Here is a 23,779-nt window from a genome sequence, read left to right as displayed (position 1 = left end):
TTATATACTATTATAAACCGCACCCATCCTGCCAAAGGGGTACAATTTCATGCTGATGAGAAAACTATTTTTACTCGTATTTTTATTTATAGCCCTACATACTCAGGCGCAAACGCCTACACCAAGGCAACAGTTTCCCGGCTTATTTGAAGCTGTTCAATCGTCAACCATTTTCCCGGATAACAAAACTTTTGTTGATGCTACGCCTAAGCGGGATCCAGCTGAGATCATGAAAGCATACAACGAGCAAAAAGATAAACCAGGTTTTGACCTGAAAGCTTTTGTGCTGGCAAATTTCGAGGTCCCGATAGGGCATAACAATTTCCAGACCGATATAAGCGCCGGTATCCGTAAGCATATTGATACTTTATGGCAGGTACTACAAAGGCATCCCGACGAGGCTAAACCCTTCTCTTCTACCCTTGCGCTGCCTAATCCATACATTGTTCCGGGCGGGCGTTTCCGCGAAATTTATTATTGGGACTCGTACTTTACCATGCTTGGTTTGCAGGAAAGCCATCAAACCAAAGTGATCCATAACATGGTGGAGAATTTTGCTTACCTGATTGATAAATATGGTTTTATCCCCAACGGAAACCGGAGTTACTACCTTACCCGGTCGCAACCGCCATTTTTTGCCATGATGGTAAACCTGCTGGCAAAAATTGAAGGCGAAAAGGTACTGCTGCGCTTTAGGCCACAGCTGATCAAGGAATACGAATACTGGATGCAAGGTTCGATGAGCGTAAAACATGGAGAAGCCGCGCACCGGGTTGTACGCATGGCCGATGGCGAAGTACTGAACCGTTACTGGGATGAAAGCGATCAGCCGCGCGAAGAATCATACATTAAAGATGTTGACGCGGCAAAGGAAAGCAATCAGTCGGCGGCGCAGTTTTACCAAAACATCCGTGCTGCCGCGGCATCTGGCTGGGATTTCAGCACGCGTTGGTTTGATTCATCAGGCAAGTTGCCTACTATCCAAACCACTGATATTATACCAGTTGATTTGAATTGTTTAATGTACAACATGGAGCTAACCATTGCCCGCAGTCTCAATCAAATCCAAAATGCTAAACTTGCCAAGATGTACAGGTACAGGGCCAGCCGGCGCAAAGAAGCTATTTTAAAATATTGCTGGCACCAAAAAACAGGCTGGTTTGATGATTATAACTGGAAGCTTAAACAGCAATCGCCGATAGAAACCCTTGCCGGAGAATTTCCTTTAGAATTTAAAATTGCCAGCGATGAGCAGGCCCGCCTTGTAGCCGATGGCCTTAAAAACAACTTCCTAAAACCCGGCGGACTGGTAACCACACAAAACTTTTCGGGTCAACAATGGGATGCGCCAAATGGCTGGGCGCCGTTGCAATACATGGCTATTGATGGCCTGGAGAAATATAACTACAACGCACTGGCTAAAGAAATAGCTACCAGATGGTTGAAGCTTAACATTCGGGTATTCAGGCAGACTGGTAAGTTACTGGAGAAATACAATGTGGTTGATACGCAATTAACCGCGGGTGGCGGCGAATATCCTTTGCAGGATGGTTTTGGGTGGACAAATGGGGTATTGCTCCATTTAGTCAATCGTTATCATATTGATACAGAGCAGTTGGAAAAAGCACCAGCGGAGGTGAGAAATTAAAGAAACCGTATTTAGTCTGCTACGATAAAGCCTGCTAAGTCAACCTCATATTTTGGGAGGTAAAAAGCTTCTGGTCATCGGCGGAACCGGCGGAGGGTTTTGATAAGTTGTTTCGAATTTTATCTTTCGCTTTACCGGAATTAATTTGATCTGTTTATAGGTATCTAAAATTTGACTGAGTATTTCAGCACCGTTCGTTGATTTCACACCTATATGTCTGTGTATATGATATCGATTGCCATTTTTTAAATAAACCACAGCTTCAAAATTAGATGCGTCGGCTAAACTTTCGTCAAGAGGTTTATAGTCTATCGTCAATAACTTCTTCTCGATATTATCCCATAATTTCGAATCAATCTCCCCTTCAAAAAAGCCACTCTTTCCTGAATTTACGTCACCATAAAATTGGCAATTCAACGAATTATCTATAGCGAGTACTTTACCTTTAAAAGGCATGTCACCACCATCATTTGCTATCTCAAATTTTATGATCTCTGGCTCTTTTTTCCCCTTACAATCAGCCAGCAGCAGCGAGGCTACGATAGCTAATAATCTTAAACAGTTAACATTCATGAACAATGTTATCGAATAGTATAAGTCGCCTTATTCATCCCCACCCCGGTTATCTTCAAAGATTTCCAATTACCCGGCAATTTACTTTTGATCTGCACAATGCCTGCAGGAGTAATATCCAAACCACCAAAACCCATCAGCAAACTTTGAATGATGCCACCTGCTCCCGTAGCAAAATAAGGATTAGTGCCACCTTTGGTTTCGGCAATTACCCGGAATGGTGGATTCAAGTTTGGCTCATAGGCATCTTTAAAAAAGTGGAATGCTTTATCTCCATTACCCAAACGGGAGTATAACAAGGCGAAAACAGCCTGGGTCATGGCCGGGGTACCTTCGTTAGGTACACGGGTTTCGTAGTACTCCAGGTCTTTTTTTATCTGTGCAGGATCGGTTATGGTTTTAAGCGGATAGGCCAGCAGGTTTACATCGGCTTGTTTTATGCCTTCGCCGTTGTAGGAAGCGTGCTCGCGGGTAACGCCATTATCCAGTTTTAGTATCGGGATATTTTGAGCAACGTTCACCCAATCGGCATCTGCTTTTTCGCCCAATATTTTCGCAGCAGCGGTGGCATTTAGCAGATTGGCTTTGGCCGCGGCATTGGTGAACGCATTGTTATCAATATTTTCGGCCCACTCATCGGCGGCAACTACGTTTTTGATATCATAATGGTCGGTGCCGTTACGTTCAACCCGACTTGCCCAAAAATCGGCAGTGGCCGATAGGATCGGCCAACCTTTTTCACGTAGCCATTGTTTATCCTGGGTTACACAGTAATAGTTCCACGCGGCGAGGGCTACACAGGCAGTAATGTGATGCTCGAACGGACCACTCAATGCCCAAACCGGCGTTTCCTCTACCCCGCTATCGGCACTTTCCCATGGGAACATCGCTCCTTTATAACCATGCGAAAAGGCATTTTTTCGGGCAGCATCCAAACGTTCAAAACGATATTCAACCATGGATTTAGCAATTTCCGGATGCAAAACAAGCATGGCCGGGTACATCCAAACATCGCAATCCCAAAAAACGTGACCATTATAACCTAAACCCGATAACCCCATAGGCGATGGTGAATAAGCTGTACCAGCCCGCGAAAACGAATACAGATGATACAGCATACTGTGAATATCCTGTTGCGATTGATCATCGCCTTCAATTTGGATGTCGCTCGTCCACAGTTCATCCCAGGCCTTGTTATGAAATTTGACGAGCCTGTCGCGGCCTTCCAATTTGGCAAAAATGGTGAGGCGTTCAGCTTCGTTCAAGGGGTCAGCGTGGTGGGCCGAGGTTATGGATGATCCCGTTACCGCATAACTGTAGGTTTGCCCGGCAGTTATCGCCTTGCTAAATTTCATGAGGTGCATGTTGTTATCCCACATCTCATGGATAATTCGCGGCTCCTGGCCGTGCGGCTCATTGAACAAAAACGAGGTTGAAGCACAAAGCTGCATTTTGCCTGTTGGGCTTTTTGCTGTAGATGTAAGCAGGCTGATGGTAACATGCGGCCTATCTATCTCATTGTAGTAATTTTGCACCTCTTTCAAAGCATCGGGCGCTTCCATTACACTGGCCGAAGTAATATTGATGGCCTGCTTGGCGGTAACCGAAACATCCATCAACACAGTAAAAGGTAACTGCCTTAATGAGTAGTAAGTGTATTTAATACTCGCTTTATCGCCATAATCAAAACTGGTGGTAAAGGCGGCATGTTGCATGTCCAGCTCCTGCTTAAAATTACTGATGTTTTTTGCGTCGATACGCCTGCCGTCAATTTCCAGGTACATGTTGAGCAGGTTAAAACTGTTCAGGAAATTGCTTACCCTACCACGGCCGTAAAGATCATACGCACCGGCCAATACCACGTTTTTAACCTTGAATGGTTCGGGGGCCGATACAATACCTATCATCCCATTGGCTACGGTAATTCCATAGTAATTTGCAGGATCTATCTTATCCGCTTTTATTTTCCAGGCATCGATACTTTGTGCTTTGGTCAACACCGGCAGCAGCAAAGCAAAGCACAAAGTATATTTTACTATTTTATTCACTATCAATAATTTAAAATACAAAACCTCAGTATTACTTTACCTTCAATTGCAGCTTTTTAACTACCAGCTGTCCTATTTCACCGCCTTGTTTGTTGCCGATAACGCAGGCATTTTTAAAGTGGATGCCTCCCATTACCCGGGACATAGCTGCCGATTTTGCAGCCTCGCGGAAGGATTTAAAAGATAAAGGTTCGATGCCAAATTCCATTTCTGACGAATCGGTATAGGCGAAATCATCGCCTATTTTACTGGTTAACACCTCGGCAGCCGCTGATGATATTACAGCATGGCCGCTGCTATACTCCGGGAATGGCGGCGTTTGGATATACGGTCGCCAATCGGCATTAATGTATTTGGTAATGATAGTTTCGGGGCGCACATAGTTTGAGCGATATTTCAGATACCAGCAGTTGATAAAACCATCAAACAATGCCACTGCGGTTTCGGTGTAAACACTTACTGTTGTGCCGAAATCCATCTTTTTGGCACGGGTGGCCACAGCGGTGATATTCATCCAGTGCCCTCCCGGCGAGAACTTTTTAGTAGCGAACGAGGCATGCCCTACTACATTGAGTTTAAAGGCATTGTCATCCCAAAAATCGGCCTGGTGTTTTTGCTCTTTGGTTAGGCTGTCAACAATTTGCATTACCTCTACCGCTTGCTTATAAAACGGGCTGTTATGGTCTTTTACATTAAATGCCGGCGGGTTTGGCGGTATAAATTGCGCTGTAGAATCCAATACCATCGGTCTGATCTCGCCCCAATGTGCTTCCAGCGCCTGGGCATACATCGGCGGTGTAGGGATCCATCTACCATCCTGCTGTTTCACAGTGTATTTACTTGCCGAGCGGGTTTGGGCGTAATGGTCGCCCTTGCTCCATTTCAATATAAATTTGGCAACTTTAGCAGCGTAGTTTACCGAACCTTCAAACAGGGCTGATGGCATACCAGCATCTTTAGCTTTTTGTTTCAGGCTTTCAACGTATTGATCCATACTACCTTCGGGAAAAGTTACCGCATTACCTACTGTGCAAAATGCCAATAAGGAGGCAAACTGATAATCGACCGCGGTATCCTTTGAAGCCTTAGGCACTGCGGGCAAGTGCTTGATCTGCCCGGATAACGAACGAAAATGCTCCGGATCGCCGGAGGCTATTACTTCATAGGCCGCAATATTGGCGTAAACATAATTACGGGAAGCCGTTACCGGCGGAAAGTTATTCTCGAGCACAATATCATTCAGCTTCTTTACTGTTACCCGATACAATTCGGGATCGTGTATTACTTTTTCATAGTCGGGCTTTTTACAGGATGTGAATAAAAATAATACACCGACAAAGCAAAATAAAAAGGATCTCATAAGTTATAAAATAGGTTAAAAATCGGGCCGGTAAATCAGGAAAATTCCGCCTTTCATTTATATTGATCAACAGCCAATATAAGCTTTTTTTAGTATGCTACCGCATATTCAGCTATGTTTTTTGGCCCTCATACCGCATTTTTTTGTTTGATTATTTGATACTGCTTTACCACATAAATGCGTTAAATATTATTAAATTTATCACCCTTGTTATCCGTGTTTTTATAAACTGAATGAAGAAGATTTTTCTGATTGTTTTGTCTGCTGTTTCTCTATGCGCAGCGATAGCCTATTTTCTAATCCCAACTAAACTTGTTATTGGCGAAGCCGTATCCATCGACGCGGCTGATGTAGTCGCCTCCAAATTTTTGATCACACAAAACGGCTGGGACAAATGGTGGCCCGGAGAAAAGGTAGCTGATAACCACTACCGCTTTAAGGGCACAGATTTTTATATCACAAAAACTACCAACAGCGATGTGTATCTTAAAATACAAAGCAACGACTTAGTTTATAACAGCGATATGAGTTACCTTGCTGCCGACGAAGGTGCTGTTAAAGTTAAATGGGATGCTGATGGTCAAGGCGAAAGCGGCACATTTGCCTGGCTTACAAATTACAATGGCGCAAAACGTGTGAATTTGCAGGTGGCTGATATTTTAAATAAACTGAAAAACTTTCTGGAAGACGAACGGAACACCTATGGTTATAAAATTTACCTGAACCACATTAAGGATACCGTTTTATTAACAACCTCAAGCACTTATAAAAATACGCCGACGATTGCACAACTCTATGCTGTGATTGCCAATTTGAAAGCACTGGCCAAAAACCAGGGGGCAACTGAAACTAACTTCCCAATGCTTAACCTTACCCAAACAGATGACGAGGCGTATCAGGTAAACATTGCGCTGCCAATTAATAAAAGGATACCAACAGAAGGCGGCATTACTATTAACAACATGCCCAAAGGCAGTAATTTACTGGTAGCCGATGTAGTTGGCGGGCCAAATACCACCAATAATGCCGTAAACCAGATGAAAGCTTATATGAAAGATCACAGGTTAGTTTCGCCGGCCATGTGGTATCAATCGCTTATTACTGATAGGCAAGCCGAAAAGGACACTTCAAAATGGATAACTAAAATTTACTATCCTATTTTATAGTGCTTAACATAGGAGAGCGTTATAAACGCAAAACTATGTTAAGCACTCGTCATAGACGAGCGCAAGATTATGAGCGTAAAGTGAACATTTGAAATGCTGTTTAATGTGTTACAAGTAGGATTCTACCATCATAAGTTATCGCCACATAACTACTTTGCTTACCGTTTTTAACCTCAGCCAGGTAAGTTAACTCCTGCCCATTAAATGCCGCGTTTATAAAATAGTTGGGGGCTTTAAATTGCTTTTGTTGTTTATCATAACCCAGCGAAACCAAACCAAGCGCGTCATACTTACCCTCGTAGGGTACTACACCCCAAAAGTTGCCGTTTAACAAAATTTCGCCATTACTACCTTTCAATACCGACCTTATTGGCGCTTGCTGATACAGATAAGGCAATTCGGTAACAGATGAGGCGTGCAGCACATCGCTCACAAAAATGCTACTGAATTGATTAGCCGTAAGCTTATTACTATCATCAAGCCTATCTTTAAAAACCTCGTCGGTAGTTTTGTCGGCCATTTTTTGGTAGCTAAGCCATTCTTTTTTAATGTAAGGCAGTTCCTGCTCCAGGTCATTTTTGGGGCGAAACGGATAGTACAAGCCCTTGTAATTATAGGATAAGATAATGTCGTTTTTACCGTCTTTATCCAGATCATTGTTGTAGGCGTAAAGCGGGGCATCGGCGGTAACATTGTATTTATTGTTAAGTCCCCAGTTGCCAGCTATCAGATCGGCCTTGCCATCACCATCCACATCAGTAATTAAAGCGGATTGCCACCAACCCTTTTGCTTATCCAGTGCAGACGAAGAAAACCGCGTTAGTTTTTTGCCATCGTTTAAAAATATGCCAATGGGCTGCCATTCGGCAGTGATCAACAGGTCAGGCTTGCCATTATGATCGATGTCGGTAACCGAAATGTCCGTAACGTAAGATAGGTTCCTTATTTCGTCGTAACTCTTATCGTTGCTTACCTCAAATTTGCCATTGCCTTTGTTCATCAATATCGAGGCTGGTATTGTCGCGGTATAATCTCTAAAGGATGTGGCACTTGTAAATAAAACATCCTTTAAACCATCGCCATTAAAATCAAATAGCGTAATTTTTGAAGCCTGGTAGTTTAGTTTAGGTAATGGTTGATACTCAAACTGCAAATTGCCTTTATTGATGTATAAGCGTGGCTGCGCCAGCTTTTCTGGTTCTAAAAATGGGTGATTGGCGGCAATTACTATCAGATCGGGTTTACCATCGTTATTAACGTCAGCCCAAAGTGCCTGCTCATCGCCTAAATCTTTATCATGATCAAAAGCAGGCACCTTAACCTTTTTAAAAGCACCCGATTGATCCGCTACAAGCAGATATTTTTCCTCTCCCGCTATTCCGCCAACGTAAATATCATCAAGCCCATCGCCATTTGCATCGGCTACCGCTATGGCCGGGGTGTGCGGTAAATAAGTATGGGGCAGTAATGAATAGTAATTAAAATCGGGGGTGTCAAAAGTTTTCACTTCAGCCAAAACCGTAGTTTGCACAGGCTGTTGGGCAAATTGTTGCTTGTTGCTGATAAAGTTGTCAATAACCTGAGCAATCTGTTTGCCGCTATCAACCGATTGTTTATTGTAGCTGATAACAATTTTTTCGCCGGGCATAAAATCCTTTATTACCTGGTAACTATTATCCGGCCATACCACTAAAAGTTGTTCCGGCTTGTCTCCTGGTGCAAAAGTGAATAGCAGTTCGTTGTTTAAATTACTTTCGTAAGCATTACTGGTTTGTATTTCCTGATGATCAATATGATTGCCCGATTTTAGGAACAACTTGGTGCCAATACCATCACGGTTATTTGCATTATATTTTACTGTGTACTTCAGATAATCGGGCTTGGTGCCTTTATGGCTTTCGGTAGTTGTGTTTCGGTAGATGAATGCCGCTTCGTCCATATTGTTGGTCACGATATCCAGGTCGCCGTCATTATCCAGATCAACCGCCACCGCACCTGCCGATATCGATGCCTGTTGCATATCATTAACTGATGATGCGTCGGTAAATTTCAGGTTATCATCAGCACGGTAAAAGTAATTATGAACGCCACCTTCGGGCATTTTATTGATCTTATCCTTATCAAAAACACGGCTCTCTTTGTAAGCCTGCATTACCGAAGGATCGCCCAGGTATTTCAGGTAATCCATATCATTTAGGCGGCGTTTAATGCCGTTACTAAAAAACATATCCTTTTTGCCGTCCATATCAAAATCCTGTACCAGGGGGCTCCATGTCCAATCGGTTGCAGATACGCCGCTGTACAAACTTAGGTCGACAAACTTTTTGCCGTTGCCCACATTAAGTTGCAGGCAGTTTTTTGAATATTGATAGTAATATCCGGCGTTAACTTCCTGGTTATAAACATCCAGTGGCTCATCATTTATGGTTGATTTAAGCACCTTCATTTCTTCGGGCAGCATATCTGTAGTTAACACATCAAGGTGCCCATCTTTATTGATATCGCTGATTGTGTTTCCCATCGAAAACAGGCTGGTGTGCCCAAAGGCGCTTTTCAATTGCTCTTTAAAAGTTCCATTTTTTTGGTTGATGTAATAATAATCCTGCTCAAAAAAGTCGTTGCTTACGTAAATATCGTCCCAGCCATCGTTATTTAAATCGCCAACACTTAACCCCAAACCGTAACCTATGGGTGCCGAGTAAATGCCCGACCCGGCGGTAACATCGGTAAAATGCCCGTTATCGTTTCTGAACAGGTGATCGCCGGCGTCATGGCTATATTTAAACCTTTGGGTCGAATCGCCGTAAGTATCGTTACTATGTACCGATGATGTGAGCAAAAACACATCCAGATCGCCATCTTTATCATAATCAAAAAAAGAGGCCTGTGTTGAAAGGCCTGCAAAATCAAGCCCATATTTGGCGGCACTTTCGGTAAAAGTAAGGTCGCCGTTGTTGATGAAAAGCTGGTTTTTACCTTTAAAAGTTTTGTAGCCCGATACCACACTCAGATAAATATCTTTTAGGCCGTCGCCGTTAATATCAACTATGGTTACACCGGTTTTCCAGTTGCCGGCACCAGCCACTCCTGCTTTGGTGGTGATATCTTCAAACTTCATCCCTCCTTTGTTAAGGTAAAGTTTGTTATCGCCCTGGTTGGATACAAAATACAGATCGGGCAGGCCATCATTATTAAAATCGGCCGAGGCTACTCCAGCCCCATTATAAAAGTACAGGTAGTCCAAAATGTTTACCGAGTCGGATACGATGTTTTTATTGATAAAGCCCACACCAGTTTGGGTAGCGGGCAATAATTTAAATATACCCTCTCCTACCTTTTTTTGCTTGCACGAAAACAGGCATACCAGCGCAAGCCCAAACATAAAACCCAATGATAGAATCCTTTTAACCGGCAGCATTATGTAGATGTTAGCGTAGTTCATAAGCTTTAAGCGGTTGGTCGTTAATACCAAACAGATAATATTTGTTGCCTTTACTGTTTTTTATTATTGCCGATGAGCGTACCTGCCCGTTCAAGTTTAAACCCGTTGTTGCAGAGGGCGAATACACAAAACCATCTTTTGTATATTGATAAACCAGTCCCCGGTTAGCATCAAGTCGCCCAACTTCGGGTTTAAAACCGTAAAAGTTGCCGCCTAAAATTATTTTTGGTTTGCCGGTGTTATCCATATCATCGTACAAAATGGTATTCACCATTGATAATTGAGCATCGGCAGGCAAGGGTTTACAGGTAAAGTTACCGCCTTTATTAAAAAACACCGCCGAAGCCAGGAAATTCATTTGGTGTGTTTCGGCCCCCTGAAGCATATCTTCAGTAAATACCTCATTAAAAGGTTTACCTGCGTAATCTACATATCTTAAAAACCGCTTTTTCAGTATCGGCATCTGCCCTACCAGATCGGGCTTCATATGGAAAACGTAATTTATACCGTCGCTTCTGTACATGGATGTAACACATTCTTTGGTGCCGTTGTTATCAAAGTCTTTAACGTGGATCTCCATCGGCCTATCAAACGAGGCCCTGAATTTTGAATTAAGGCCTATATTACCGCCAATAATATCCAGGTTACCATCGCCATCAACATCAGCAATTTCTAGGCTGCTCCACCAGCCTTTATAATTATTAAGCTGTTTATCTTCGGTAAACTTGCCTTTGTTGTTTTTAAATATCCGGATCCCCATCCAATTACCGGCAACGATCAAATCGGGCGAACCATTTTTATCAATATCGGCCCATTTAGCTGTGGTTACCATTCCTAACTTGGTATCGGCACCTAAAACCTGTGCAGATACATCAGTAAAATGCCCGTTGCCATCGTTGTGAAATACGTATGATCTTGGTGAACAGCCATACAGTCCCGGCACGCTCCTGCCGCCAATAAACAGATCGGGCTTACCATCCCCATCATAATCGGCAGATACAACTACTGAAGTATTAACAGCCGCGGGCAAAGTCCGGCCTGCATCGCGGGTAAAGTTTCCTTTTCCATCGTTTATAAAAAAGCGTGGATTATAAACCGGTGTTTCGGCCTCATCGGCATTACCGCCCACGCCAATAATTAAATCCTGATCGCCATCTCCATCAAAATCACCGAAAACAGCACCCGCGTTTTCAATGTATTCCTGTTTCGCAAAATCGGGCGGAATGGTTTGTTTAAACCGGCCATCTTTTTGCTGAATGTAGATGGCTGCGAAGCTATTTTTCGAGCTACCGAAATAGAAGTCGTCCAGTCCATCACCATTAACATCGGCAGTTGCCATATAGGGGTTTTCTGTCGAGAGCATTTGCAGCATCAGTCGCTCGTTATCGAAATCTATAAAATCATCTTCCTTGTGTTTAGGGATACTATCAAATATCGCTTTGGTAACATCGGCAAACAGCGTTTTAACGGCGGGTTTGTTCCAATTATATTTCAGGTTGGCATCTGCTTGCCGGTAAGTATAAACACCTTCGGCTTTTACATTTTTAATAAGTTGATAACTGCCACCGGGCCAAATCACCTGAACCGAATCGGCCATGGTATATTTGCCCATACCAATGGTGAGCAGGTTTGCCGAAGTGCAGCTTTGAAAACCCCGTGTTGGCTGATTATAGTACAGCACCGCGCTGCCCTTCATAAATACTTTTATAGTGGCACCAATGCCAAAAGTATTTAACCCCATCCCCTTAAGCTTTATCTGAATATGATGATTGCCATTTTTTTCGGCATTGTTTTTATAAATTGAAGCAAGCGAATTTTCATTATTTACAATCAAATCGTTATCGCCGTCGTTGTCCAGATCGGCGTAGGATGAACCGTTGCTGAAACATGGCTTATCTAAACCAAAGTCTGCCGATTTATTAGTGAAAGTGAGGTTGTGGTTATTAAGATATGCATAGCTCGATACCGGCGTTGAGGCCATTTTATCGGTAAAATCTTTGTAATCGAACTTTTTACGGCCCTCTGCAATTTTGGCCATATTATCGCGGTTACCTAAAAACTCAATATAGTCCTGGTCGGTAAGATCTTTGTAAATACCGTTTGATACAAAAATATCCTTCCAGCCGTCGTTGTCCATATCAAACATCAGCGCGCCCCAACTCCAGTCGGTAGCGGCTACTCCCGAGTAAAAAGCCGTTTCGGAAAAAGTGCCATCGGCGTTGGCTACCTGTAAACAGTTTTGCATATACTGATTATAATAACCGTCGCGTTGTTTGGCCTTGATCACATCATACGATTCGAACGAGGTTACTCTTTTCAGGCGTTTATCCCCTTCGGGCAGCATTTCGGTAGTAAAGATATCATAGCGTCCGTCATTATTAATATCGGCAATATCCGAGCCCATCGAGGCAAGGCTCAGGTGGCCGGTAAGCTCCTGGATATCTTCTTTAAAAGTTCCGTTTTTTTGGTTAATGTAGAGGTAATCCCGCTCAAAAAAATCATTAGATACATAAATATCCGGGTAGCCATCCTGGTTAATATCAGCAACTGATACCCCCAAACCAAAACCAATATCACTCGAATAAATTCCCGCCTCTTTGGTTACGTTGGTAAAGTGCCCACCATCATTGCGGTATAGCCGAGCACCGCCAAGTTCATCAACTACAGCACGTAGGTTCTGGCTAAAGTCAAACGATTCTATTGGCCTGAACGAGTTATTTAATACAAAACAGTCCAGATCGCCATCGTTATCATAGTCAAAAAATATGGCCTGGGTTGATAACCCATTATCTACCAGGCCATATTTTTCGGCTTCTTCTTTAAATGTGCCATCGTGCTGATTGATGAATAGTTCGTTTCCTTTTTCCTTACCCCTTGCATTGCCGCTATGGCAAACATAAATATCCAGCCATCCATCGCCATTAATATCAACCATGGTGGTGCCCGTGCTCCAGTATTTTGTACCTTTTACGCCTGCCTTATCTGTTACGTTTTCAAACTTCCAGTTGCCTTTGTTAATGTATAACTGGTTACCTCCCATGTTTGACGTTAAATAAACATCGTTTAACCCATCGTTATTTACATCGCCAATAGCCACACCACCGCCATTATAGTAGTTGCGATAGGCAAATACATTAGTACGGTCCTGATCATTTAACTGGTTTATAAAATTGATGCCTATCGCTTCGTTATCCTGCAGCGTAAACAAGGTGGCTTTATTACCTCTGTTGCATGAGCATAAAATGATGATAGCGGCAAAAAAAAGTATGAGGGGTAATTTTAGACGCATATAAATGAAGATAAAACAAACGTAGCGGAATACTCCGCTACGTTCCTTTCAATCAAATAAATCTCAATTATTAATAACCTGAGTTTTGTTTCAAGTTAGGATTGGTATCAACCGCGCGTTGAGGAATTGGATAAACAGTTTTGCTTTTATCTGTTTTAGCTGGGCGCTGATCAACCGGATCGTTAAATTTCTCAAAGCGGATCAGGTCGTTCCTTCTCCAGCCTTCCCAGTACATTTCACGACCGCGTTCGGCAAGCATGGCAGTTAAGTCAAGCGATGCTAAAGCCGATGCACCACGAGGGGTACGAATTTGATTAACGATCTGTAAGGCTGTTTGGCCACCGGTAGCTGTACCGCCACGTAAAATAGCTTCTGCTTTTTCAAGTAAAACGTCGGCATAACGCAAAATTACATAGTCATTATCCTCTCCGCTATCGGTAACAGTTCCATCTGCGTTAGGGTGCGGGAAGTATTTGAATACCCTGATACCTTGCGCTTCGGTTGAATAGTTAAGGTTAACAACCTCGGTAAACACCAACGGCTGACCGCCCCTTTGTTTCAAAGCAACGTGGCCAGGGCCATATTGCTGCCCAATGGCGAAACCTGCACGTAAACCAACTTTATCAGTTAAGCCCGGATAATCAACACCACGGCGTTCATCGGTTGCTTCGAACGATTTGTAGAAATCGGCCAGAGTAGTGAAGCCATTCCATCCATCAGGTGTCTGGTTGTAGTGCAAACCCATTTTCCAACGGTTTTTTGATGATGCAGGTACGTTGGTAGGTGTATTGTAAATACCGAAGATATTACCGTGCGATTGCTCAGTGTTGTCCCATGCAAAATCCTGGAAGTATTTACCGGCCGGTTCAAGCGTATAACCGGCAGCTGTAACCTTATCGGCATACTCAATAACCTTATCCATATCGGCTTTGGCAAAGGTAAACGGACCACCAACAGTTGTAGCGGTGTATACAGCCCTGTTCAAATATACTTTAGCCAATAATGCATCGGCTGCCGCCTTGTTTGCTACACCTATGTTTGCAGATGTAGTAAGATTGGCGTCGGCAAATTCCAAATCTTTGATAATAAAATCGGTGGCGTCTTTACGGTTATATACAATAGGCGTAGCCGAGTTAGGTGCCGTAGGATCACGAAACGGGGCCTGGCCATATAAGTCAACCACCTGGAACATGAAGTATGCCCTAAGGAAACTTGCTTCAGCTTTGATCTTGTTATCAGTTGCCCTTGATATAACCTGGCTTGCACGGAATACACCGATGTTCAATTGATCCCAGGTATCGCTAACCTGGTTGTGTGATGGCGTCCAGGTGTGCGTATGTAGCTTGCGCCAGGTTCCAAAATCACCCCAGTCGGTACCGCGGGTTGGGCCCATCATTTCGTCTGTTGAATGCTCTTGTAAAGCGTATGTATTGGCCTGATCTGTTTGGCCGTATAGTTGAGAATAAACGCCGTTAAGATCTGCTGAAGAGGCGGCACCGCCTTGATCTACAGAAACCGAACCGTAGGTTTTCTCATTTAATTTTGCACAGCTTGCGGCAGTTAAAAGTATTATACCGCTAATAGCTGCTATTGATGCTCTTCTTTTCATGCTAATATTTTTAAAAACCTGCATTTAAACCTAATGTGAATACGCGTGCGCTTGGGTAAGGCGTGTAATCGATACCTCTTGATGGCACACCGTTTCTTTCTTTATTGGTATTAACCTCTGGGTCGAGACCGCTATAGTTGGTTATCAGGAATAGGTTTTGGCCTGTTAAAGAAACGCGTAATGTTTTGATAGACTTGCTTTTTACCGGCACGGTATAACCTAAGCTGGCATTGCTTAAACGCATAAAGTCGCCTTTTTCGAGGAAGCGTGTTGAAACTTCGCCAGAGTTAAGCGGGTTTTCGTTAGTAGCAGCAACATCTTTAGTTACGTTACGACCGCTAACTAAGTTGCCTTTGTAGAAAAACGCGTTGGCCGTGTTGTTATAGATATAAAAGCCGGTAGCGCCATTAAGCAAAAAGCTAAGCGTAAAGTTTTTATAAGTAAACGTATTGGTTAAGCTGGCAATAAATTTAGGGAGCGGGCTGCCTTGTGGTGAAGCCGCGTCAATGCCCTGCGGATAAATACCGAAACCGTTTTTATCAAGTCCTGAATAGTTAGGCAGGTTAAATGAATACAGCGGGTAACCATCGGCAATAAACTGCGCATATGCACCAGATAAACCCTGACCATCAATATTACCTGTAATAATGTTACGATTGCCAAAGTTTTCAACCCTGTTTTTGATCGAGGTCATGTTGTAGTTAACATTCCATGAAAAGTTTTTAGATTGAATGGCCATGTAATCAAGAGTTACCTCGATACCTTTATTCCTTACATTACCAGGCAAGTTGATCCAGATCCTTGAAGCAGAAGCTGGCTGTGCAATATCCTGTAAAAACAAGATATCGGTTTGTGATTTATTGAAATAATCGATACTACCTTTTAACACGCCGTTAAACACCGAGAAATCAATACCAGCACCGTAAGATGTTTGGGTTTCCCATTTCAAATCGGGATTAGCAGCACCTAACGTAGCGCTTGAAGTACCGGCGTAATTTGTTTGTTTTAATGATTTTGAAGCGTATGAAGGATAATCCTGGTTACCTGTTTTACCCCAGTTTAATCTTAGGCTCAGGTTATCAAAAGTACCTTTTGGCATAAACTCTTCATTGCTTAGGTGCCAGTTAAAACCAAAAGCCGGGAAGTTAGCATATTGACGGTTTTCGCCAAAGCGTGATGAACCGTCACGACGGATAATAGCGTTAAAGATGTAGCGGTCTTTATAGGTGTAAGTTGCACGGGCAAAATACGATTGCAGTTTGTAGCTGCTGCTATCAATACCGTTACGGTTACTAAAATCATGAGGCATATGGTTTTTAAAGGCATTAAAATCCTTTACAAACTCGCCTGCAGTTGGCGTGCCCCAAGCCAGGTTAGCCCTGTTAAAGCTTTTAAATGTTTGGAAAGAGTAGGCTGCCAATACCGTTAACGAGCTATTATCCTTCCATTTTTTATCGTAGTTTAAAGTATGCTCAGTGGTATAGTTCGTTAATTCGGTATGTACCAAAATACCGCGACCATTACCGGTTGCCGAAGGCACTTTAAAATCGCCAATGTTAGCCTCATCTGTAAAACCTACGATGGTTGGATCATAAAAAGTTTTTCTTTGGCCTCTTGAGATATCTGCGCCAACATTACCCTTGTAGTAAATGCCACCGAATAATTTTACAGTTAAGGTAAGGTTATTCAGATAGCGGTTGATATTGTCTCTATCATCGATCTGATTTAACAACGAAACAGGGTTCCTGAAGCTATTGCCTTTAGGGAAACCGTTTTCATAACCATTTAAGTTGAAATACCTGCCCTGATCATCACGAACCGGAATAGTAGGATTAGTTTGGATTGCAGCACCAATCAAACTACCGTTAAAGCCGGCATTGTTGGTAATTGGAGCAAATTGGTCGCGTTGGTTTGAGTATAAAGTTTGAAGCTCGAACTTAACCCTATCGCCCAAAAATGATTTAGTACCGTTAACACGTGCTGTGAAACGTTTAAGATTGGTATTTTTAATAATACCCTGTTGATTATCATAACCAACTGCTGCACGGTAATTGTTATTCTGATCTTTTCCGCCGCCAAATGAAAGGTTATAGCCTTGAGATACCGAAGTACGCAAGATCTGGTCTTGCCAATCAGTATTAGCACCATAATCAACCCCGCCGGCGCTTGAAGGGCCAGCGTTTGAGCCCACACTCTCAACACCTTTTAAAAAGCCTGTACGGTCAAGCAAATCATATCTTTTAGCAGCATTACCTAAACTTGTGGTTGCGCTAAACTGTATGCCTTGTCCTTTACGACCTTTTTTAGTAGTGATGAATACAACGCCGTTAGCGCCACGTGAACCGTAAATGGCCGCCGAAGATGCATCTTTTAACACCGAGATGTTTTCGATATCGTTAGGGTTGATAAACGCCAACGGGTTACGGGCAGATGAACTACCTGCGCCGCTATCAAAACCACCTGCAGTACCGCCATTATCCAAAGGAACGCCATCTACCACATATAATGGACTAGAACCCGAACGGATTGAACTGGCACCACGGATATTGATAGTAGCCCCCGCGCCAGGCTCACCGCTTGAAGGGGTAACCTGCACACCCGCGATACGACCTTGCAATAACTGCTCTGGAGTGGCAATTACACCTTTATTAAAGTCTTTACTGCCTAATGATGAAACAGCACCCGTAGCATCTTTTACTTTTTGTGTTCCGTAACCGATAACCACAACTTCGTTAAGCGCTTTGTTAGCTTCTTCCATTTGTACATTAATAACTGCGCGATCATTTAAAGGCACAGTTACATTTAAATAGCCCACATAAGTAAATGTTAAGCTTACCGCATTTGCGGGTACTGAAATTTTGTACGATCCGTCGGACGTTGTGATAGCGCCGCCCTGTGCACCAATCGCAGTAACAACTGATACTCCAATTAAGGCGGAGCCATCCTTTTTGTCGGTCACTTTACCGGTTATAACCTTATTTTGCGCCATAGCAGGCTGCATCATAAGGCATAAAACAGCAAAGAAACATACACTGAGTAAATGTTTAATTTGCATAAAACTTGAGATTTAGTTGAAATTGGTTTGTTTTATTGGCTTAGGTTTTAACCTATAAAATTGAGCACCTACATTTTTATACGGATCCACACATATATTGTTGGGGCACTATATTTAATAATACCTTCAATATAAGCTTTGTGCATTAAAAGCCTTCAAATACCAAACAGATTAAGCAGGTTAGTACAGGATGAAGGTTAACAATAACTGGTTGTTTAAAAATGTAACGGTTTACGATTATTACAGGTTAAAATCTAATGCAATTTAATTATAAAACAGATCAGAAAAAGGGTTATGGAGCGCGGTAACGGTGATAATGGCTTATTTTAATATTTTTATAACTTTTTTAGATGTTTTTTAAAATTAAAAATTTGATTTACAACATCTTAAGTTTAATTAACTTCAAAAAAATATAATGTTTTTTTAATGATTTATAATACTTTTTGAACAAAAAAAGGGAGCAAAATGGTATCTCTTGCTCCCTTTAGGGTATATCAAAAATCTTAAAATACTTAATCGTAATCAAAAGCTTTAATATCCATTATGCGTTGTTCAAAATGTTCGGGGTGTAATGATTTTGCTTTAATGCGCATTTTGTAAACGTAAATGGTATTAACAGAATACTCCAATATTTTGGCTATGGTTTCGTTATCGGCAATACCCATTCTTATAAGGGCGAATATCCGCAGGTCGGTATTTAATACTTCATCCTCATCGGGCCAGATCTGATCTTTCTCGGCAAACAAGCTATTGAACACGGTTATGAAATTAGGGAAGATCTTCAGGAAGATATGATCAAAGCTGTAATAGAGGTTCTCCCGCTCCTTTTTTATATCGATCTGATCTACAAAAGTATGGATGGCATCATACTTTTTCATTGATAGCTTGGCATCTATCGAGATCTTTAAATTTTCGAGTTTAACAATGTAACCCGATATCGCCTTAAAAAACTGGCCAATGTACTCTTCCTTGATCCTGGCATCTTCAATAAGCTTACCGTTAATATGGTTTAGCTGGGTGTTTTTACCTTCTATTATCCCCTCTTTAACTTTAAGCTTTTTTAACTGCTTGGCTATCATCACCAGGAAAAATACAACCAATAACGCCAATACCGTAATGATAACCAGGAAAATTAAAAACCTATTTTTTTGATGCTCGGTATTGTCAAGTTCTGCTGCTGCTATAAGCGGTAAAATGGCACCTATCTTGATTTTTCGCTGACGGGCACCGTAAAAATCCGCGTCGGACTTGGCTATCTGGATAAAATCATACGCATCCTTTATATTCCCTCGCTTATAAAGTATTTCGGCCACACTGTATAAAGCCATGTTTTCGCGGGTGGAGGATTTTATATCAGCTATTGCCGATTGGATCATTAGGTTAAGGCCCTCATCGGATTGGTTATCTTCAAGGTTGATCTGCCCTAAAGAACATGATACCATGGCACGCAGGTGCGTAGAGATAGAAATATCTTTTTCTAACAATTTGGTAAACCTTATCCTCCCCTCTTTAAAATCCTTTTTTTGAAACCCTTGCAAGCCGAGCAAATAGGTACGTGTTATTTGATCGCTACCGCAATAAGCTACTGCCGAATCAATAGATTGATTGCCAGCTTCAATGTAATTGGGGCTAAAATATTTGTCGTTATTATAGTTAGCCAGATCGTAATTGCATCGGCCTAAAAAAAAATAATAGTCAACCTTATCTGTATTGCTCAACGTGTTAACGTTCACCTTGCGCAAATAATCAAAAGTTTCGTTAAACATGCCAGATGATAGCAGGATAAACGCCATTTTAACATAGCTATGAAACTCTTTAGGCTTGTTACCGGTAACCTTGCTTAATAAGATCATCTTATCTACATAAACATAGGCCGAATCAAACTGGTAAGATTTATACTCGGTGTACAACTTATCCCAAACATCAAACCGGGCATCGTAGTCGGTTGGTGATAATTCTCCTAACGAAGCCTTTATACTTTTTATACGCTGCTCTTTAGCGTCTTCGTATTTTTCTTTTTTTGATATTTCGGTTTTTAACTCTTCCAGTATGTTATCAGTATTGCTTAAAGCATTGGCGCACATACTGAACAATAAGAATAGCAGGCAGAAGAAATATCTCATGTTTTGGTTTAACAGCTGTAAGAATATGGCAAGCTTTGCTTAATCCGGGTTTATATACCCAAATATATACATTACAAGCATTGCTAATACGTTTTATAAACTATTTGTTTTAGGGATAGTAAGTGAACATTTAAACAGAATACGGATACAATGTAAATTAATGGTTACTCTTTAATTGATGGCACGCAAAATAATTAACCATTAAATAAATCAAACGTTAGCAAAAACATACGCTGTTGTTTTTCGAAGACAAAACACATGTAATAATTTAATTAATTATTGCAAAACAGCTGCTAATAAACCCATAAAATTAAATTTTAAATAAAAGTTAATTAAAGCAAACATATAAGTTGTGGTGGCACTGGGCTTGTTTAGTTACTATTCAAATCCCTGAATATGAAAGCAAAACACAACACACAAATTTATCGGCTTGTAGGCGGGTTGTTTTTACTTATACTAAGCGTTACACCATCGCTGGTATGGTCACAGTCTGCAGTAAATGGCTCTGTCGAGTCCCTTAAAGCAAATAATGGTTTCGGGAACCTGGTTCTTGGCCATAATATCACTGAACTGCCTGCACAAAACCTCACTTACCTTGATGGCGATAGCAGAGTAGACCCGGATAGCTGTTTAAAATATCAATATAATGATGATAAACTACTGACCCTTGGCGATAGTTTATCTTTAGATGCCATTGGCCTGCGCACCTATCAAAACAAAATAGTTAATGTGTACCTGTTTTTTAAGATGCAGGATGCCTATAAAGTACTGAGCAATTTTTTAAATGCGTACGGCCCTTGCACCTCCCGGCCGGATGCCTACTCTGATATTTACAATTGGGATACCAGCCAACTAAGCCTTAGTTTAAGATACCAGGTAAAAACAGAGATAGGAGTTGCTATATTTACCAGCAAAGAAATGGAAAACACGATGGCTGCCGATAAATACAGCCAATCACTTAAAACAAGCTACCAATCAATTTCGGCTTTGCAATAAGATAGTGGATAATAAGTTGGGGCGCAAAATACCCCTACCTGTATAAATACTGTCGCAAATTGGCCGAAAGTGAAAATAAACTTTATCTTTAAGGTAAAAACATCCTTTTATTTAAAAAAAATGAAACGAAATTTGCAATCGGTGGTTATCTATCATCTTAAATCTTAATTTTATAAATGGTCAAATTATTTGTCGGCGGATTTCCACTGGAAATGACCGAACTGGAAATTGTTAAAATGATAGGCCCACATGGCGATGTGGAAACCATTAAAATTGTACGCGATAAAAAAACAAGGATCTGCAAAGGTTATGCATTTCTTGAAATGAAGGACCGTACCGGTGCCGAAAATGCTGTGATAGCATTGGATGGTATGCAAATAGCCGACCGTGTACTGAGCGTGAAAATAAACGATGATTTTGTAAAGAAAACGCCTCCTCCACGTAAATCATTTGGCGGCGGATATGGCAATAATAATCGCGGTAATAATTCGGGAGGCCCTCGCAGCTACGGAAGTGGTGGCGGTGGCGGCTACGACCGTGGTAATAGTAATGGTGGTGGTGGTTACAGATCACCTAACAGCAATGGTGATGCATCAGGCGCACCATCTGATAGGCCGCGTCGCCCAAGAAAAACATTGTAAATTCAATTTACTATCAAATAAAAAATCCCATCGGTTAATAAACACGATGGGATTTTTATTTATGGGGCGATTTGATTAAACGCCCAGATCTTGCATTATTGAGGTTACTTTGGCATCAAGTTGCTTATCTGTTTCGGCATAAGCTTCTTTATTTTCCAATTTACCGTTTACGCTGCAATAAAATTTGATTTTAGGCTCGGTACCTGAAGGACGTGCAGAGATGATACTGCCATCTTCGGTAATAAATTGCAACACATCTGATGTTGGCAATTCGATTGCTTTGGTGGTGTTGCTGGTTAAATCAGTTTCTACACGTTTTTCGTAATCTTTCAGCGTAACCACTTTTGATCCGCCCAAGGTGGCAGGAGGGTTAGTGCGGAATTTCTCCATCATCTCCTTGATCTCTTCAGCACCGGTTTTACCTTTTTTGGTTAATGAGATCAGTTTCTCTTTATAGAAACCATATTGGATATAAGTTTCTAACAAAGCCTCGAACAAACTGCTGCCTTTGTCTTTATAGTAAGCGGTCATCTCGGCAATAAACGCGCTTGATACAATAGCATCTTTATCTCTCACTAATTCGCCAATCAGGTAGCCATAGCTTTCTTCGCCACCGCCGATAAAGGTTTGTTTACCTTCAAACTGCGTCATCAATTCACCTATGTATTTGAAGCCTGTAAGCGTGTTGTAATAGGTTACTTTTTTTGCTTCGGCAATCTTTTCTATCAGGTTGGTAGTTACAATGGTTTTAACAATGTACTCTTTACCGGTAAGCTTGCCTTTATCTTCCCAGGCGCTTAATAGGTAATTGATGAGCATAGCACCTGTTTGGTTACCATTAAGCAGTATAAACTCACCATCGGTATTTTTTACAGCGATACCTACACGGTCGGCGTCTGGGTCAGTAGCCAATACCAGATCGGCATCAGTTTCCTGCGCTTTTTTAAGTGCGAGGGTTAAGGCTTCTTTCTCTTCAGGGTTTGGATAAATTACTGTTGGGAAGTTACCGTCTGGAGTGATTTGCTCTTCAACCAGGATCACGTTTTCAAAACCAAAGCGTTTTAAGGCCTGAGGCGTTAAGGTGATACCGGTGCCGTGAATTGGCGAGTAAACTATTTTCAGATCTTTTTGACGTTGGATAGCCTCCGGAGATACCGAAAGCTCAACAATTTTGCTCAGGTAAAGCTCGTCGATATCCTCTCCTATTTCTTCGATGTTGGCATCAACACGGGTAAATTTAATATCGTCAACGCTGGTGATCGCCGCAACCTCATCCATCACAGCTTTATCGTGCGGGGCAACAAACTGGCCACCATCGGCTCCATAAGCTTTATAGCCGTTATACTCTTTAGGATTGTGCGATGCAGTAAGCATTACACCGCTTTTGCAACCTAACTGGCGTACCGCGAAAGAAAGTTCGGGAGTTGGGCGCAACGCCTTGAAAAAGTACACGTAAATATCATTTGCCGAAAACACCTCGGCAGTAATCGTCGAGAAGAAATCAGCATTGTTACGGCTATCGTGAGCTATGGCAACTTTAATTTTTTCGCCGGGATATGTTTTTTTCAGATAATTGGCCAAACCTTGTGTGGCCGCGCCAATAGTGTATTTATTAATACGGTTTGAACCCGGGCCCATAATGCCACGCAGACCGCCGGTACCAAACTCCAGGTCGCGGTAAAACGAATCGGTTAGTTCGGTGTAGGCTTTATCGTCAATTAGCTTTTGAATTTGTTGCTTTACATCAGCATCGTAATTTCCTTGCAGCCATGAGTTGGCTTTTTCGAGAATAGTAGGGTCAAGTTCCTGCATATCGGGTATATGTTTTC

At 41.9% G+C, this 23,779-nt stretch carries 13 protein-coding genes; 4 read left to right on the top strand and 9 right to left on the bottom strand.

Annotation, left to right across the window (positions count from 1 at the left end):
• Positions 1-55 precede the first annotated feature (55 nt).
• Entirely contained in the window at positions 56-1,648 is a 1,593-nt protein-coding gene (treA, locus tag AAFN85_RS07070) for an alpha,alpha-trehalase TreA (RefSeq protein WP_347526373.1), read from the top strand.
• A 45-nt stretch (positions 1,649-1,693) separates the two neighbouring features.
• Here treA and AAFN85_RS07065 read toward each other — a convergent pair whose 3' ends face one another.
• From AAFN85_RS07065 to AAFN85_RS07055, 3 genes are read right to left on the bottom strand one after another with little or no spacing between them, the layout of a single operon-like run.
• On the bottom strand, positions 1,694-2,221 hold the full coding sequence (locus AAFN85_RS07065) for a hypothetical protein (RefSeq protein ID WP_347526372.1): 528 nt from the start codon (positions 2,219-2,221) through the stop codon (positions 1,694-1,696).
• 8 nt (positions 2,222-2,229) lie between these two features.
• Positions 2,230-4,269, bottom strand: a complete 2,040-nt coding sequence (locus AAFN85_RS07060; RefSeq protein ID WP_347526371.1) for a glycoside hydrolase family 65 protein — start codon at positions 4,267-4,269, stop codon at positions 2,230-2,232.
• 31 nt (positions 4,270-4,300) lie between these two features.
• Positions 4,301-5,629 (bottom strand): vanadium-dependent haloperoxidase, encoded by a 1,329-nt coding sequence (locus AAFN85_RS07055; protein WP_347526369.1) that lies wholly within the window; start codon positions 5,627-5,629, stop codon positions 4,301-4,303.
• 233 nt (positions 5,630-5,862) lie between these two features.
• Here AAFN85_RS07055 and AAFN85_RS07050 point away from each other — a divergent pair, with 233 nt between their 5' ends.
• Positions 5,863-6,795, top strand: coding sequence for a hypothetical protein (locus AAFN85_RS07050; protein WP_347526368.1), 933 nt, complete (start codon positions 5,863-5,865; stop codon positions 6,793-6,795).
• A 100-nt stretch (positions 6,796-6,895) separates the two neighbouring features.
• Here the strand turns inward: AAFN85_RS07050 and AAFN85_RS07045 are convergent, their stop codons facing one another.
• The 5 genes from AAFN85_RS07045 to AAFN85_RS07025 form a co-directional block, all read right to left on the bottom strand.
• Complete coding sequence (locus AAFN85_RS07045; protein WP_347526366.1) at positions 6,896-10,237, bottom strand: VCBS repeat-containing protein; 3,342 nt, start codon at positions 10,235-10,237, stop codon at positions 6,896-6,898.
• Positions 10,224-13,526 (bottom strand): VCBS repeat-containing protein, encoded by a 3,303-nt coding sequence (locus AAFN85_RS07040; protein ID WP_347526365.1) that lies wholly within the window; start codon positions 13,524-13,526, stop codon positions 10,224-10,226. Before AAFN85_RS07040 ends, AAFN85_RS07045 begins: the two co-directional genes overlap by 14 nt.
• Positions 13,527-13,596: 70 nt before the next feature.
• The gene (locus tag AAFN85_RS07035) at positions 13,597-15,135 is read right to left on the bottom strand and encodes a RagB/SusD family nutrient uptake outer membrane protein (RefSeq protein ID WP_347526364.1); all 1,539 of its coding nucleotides are present in this window, start codon (positions 15,133-15,135) and stop codon (positions 13,597-13,599) included.
• A gap of 10 nt (positions 15,136-15,145) precedes the next feature.
• Complete coding sequence (locus AAFN85_RS07030; RefSeq protein ID WP_347526363.1) at positions 15,146-18,139, bottom strand: SusC/RagA family TonB-linked outer membrane protein; 2,994 nt, start codon at positions 18,137-18,139, stop codon at positions 15,146-15,148.
• 563 nt (positions 18,140-18,702) lie between these two features.
• Entirely contained in the window at positions 18,703-20,313 is a 1,611-nt protein-coding gene (locus AAFN85_RS07025) for a DUF6377 domain-containing protein (protein ID WP_347526362.1), read from the bottom strand.
• A gap of 396 nt (positions 20,314-20,709) precedes the next feature.
• Between AAFN85_RS07025 and AAFN85_RS07020 the strand changes: the two genes are divergently transcribed.
• Together AAFN85_RS07020 and AAFN85_RS07015 are read left to right on the top strand one after the other, a co-directional pair.
• Entirely contained in the window at positions 20,710-21,309 is a 600-nt protein-coding gene (locus AAFN85_RS07020; protein ID WP_347526361.1) for a hypothetical protein, read from the top strand.
• 176 nt (positions 21,310-21,485) lie between these two features.
• The gene (locus AAFN85_RS07015; protein WP_347526360.1) at positions 21,486-21,950 is read left to right on the top strand and encodes an RNA-binding protein; all 465 of its coding nucleotides are present in this window, start codon (positions 21,486-21,488) and stop codon (positions 21,948-21,950) included.
• A gap of 75 nt (positions 21,951-22,025) precedes the next feature.
• Here the strand turns inward: AAFN85_RS07015 and AAFN85_RS07010 are convergent, their stop codons facing one another.
• On the bottom strand, positions 22,026-23,762 hold the full coding sequence (locus AAFN85_RS07010; protein ID WP_347526359.1) for a phospho-sugar mutase: 1,737 nt from the start codon (positions 23,760-23,762) through the stop codon (positions 22,026-22,028).
• Between the last annotated feature and the right edge of the window lie 17 nt (positions 23,763-23,779).

This window comes from Mucilaginibacter sp. CAU 1740 (genome assembly GCF_039839285.1).
Lineage (GTDB): Bacteria > Bacteroidota > Bacteroidia > Sphingobacteriales > Sphingobacteriaceae > Mucilaginibacter.
This window is presented reverse-complemented; position numbering and strand designations above follow the sequence as displayed.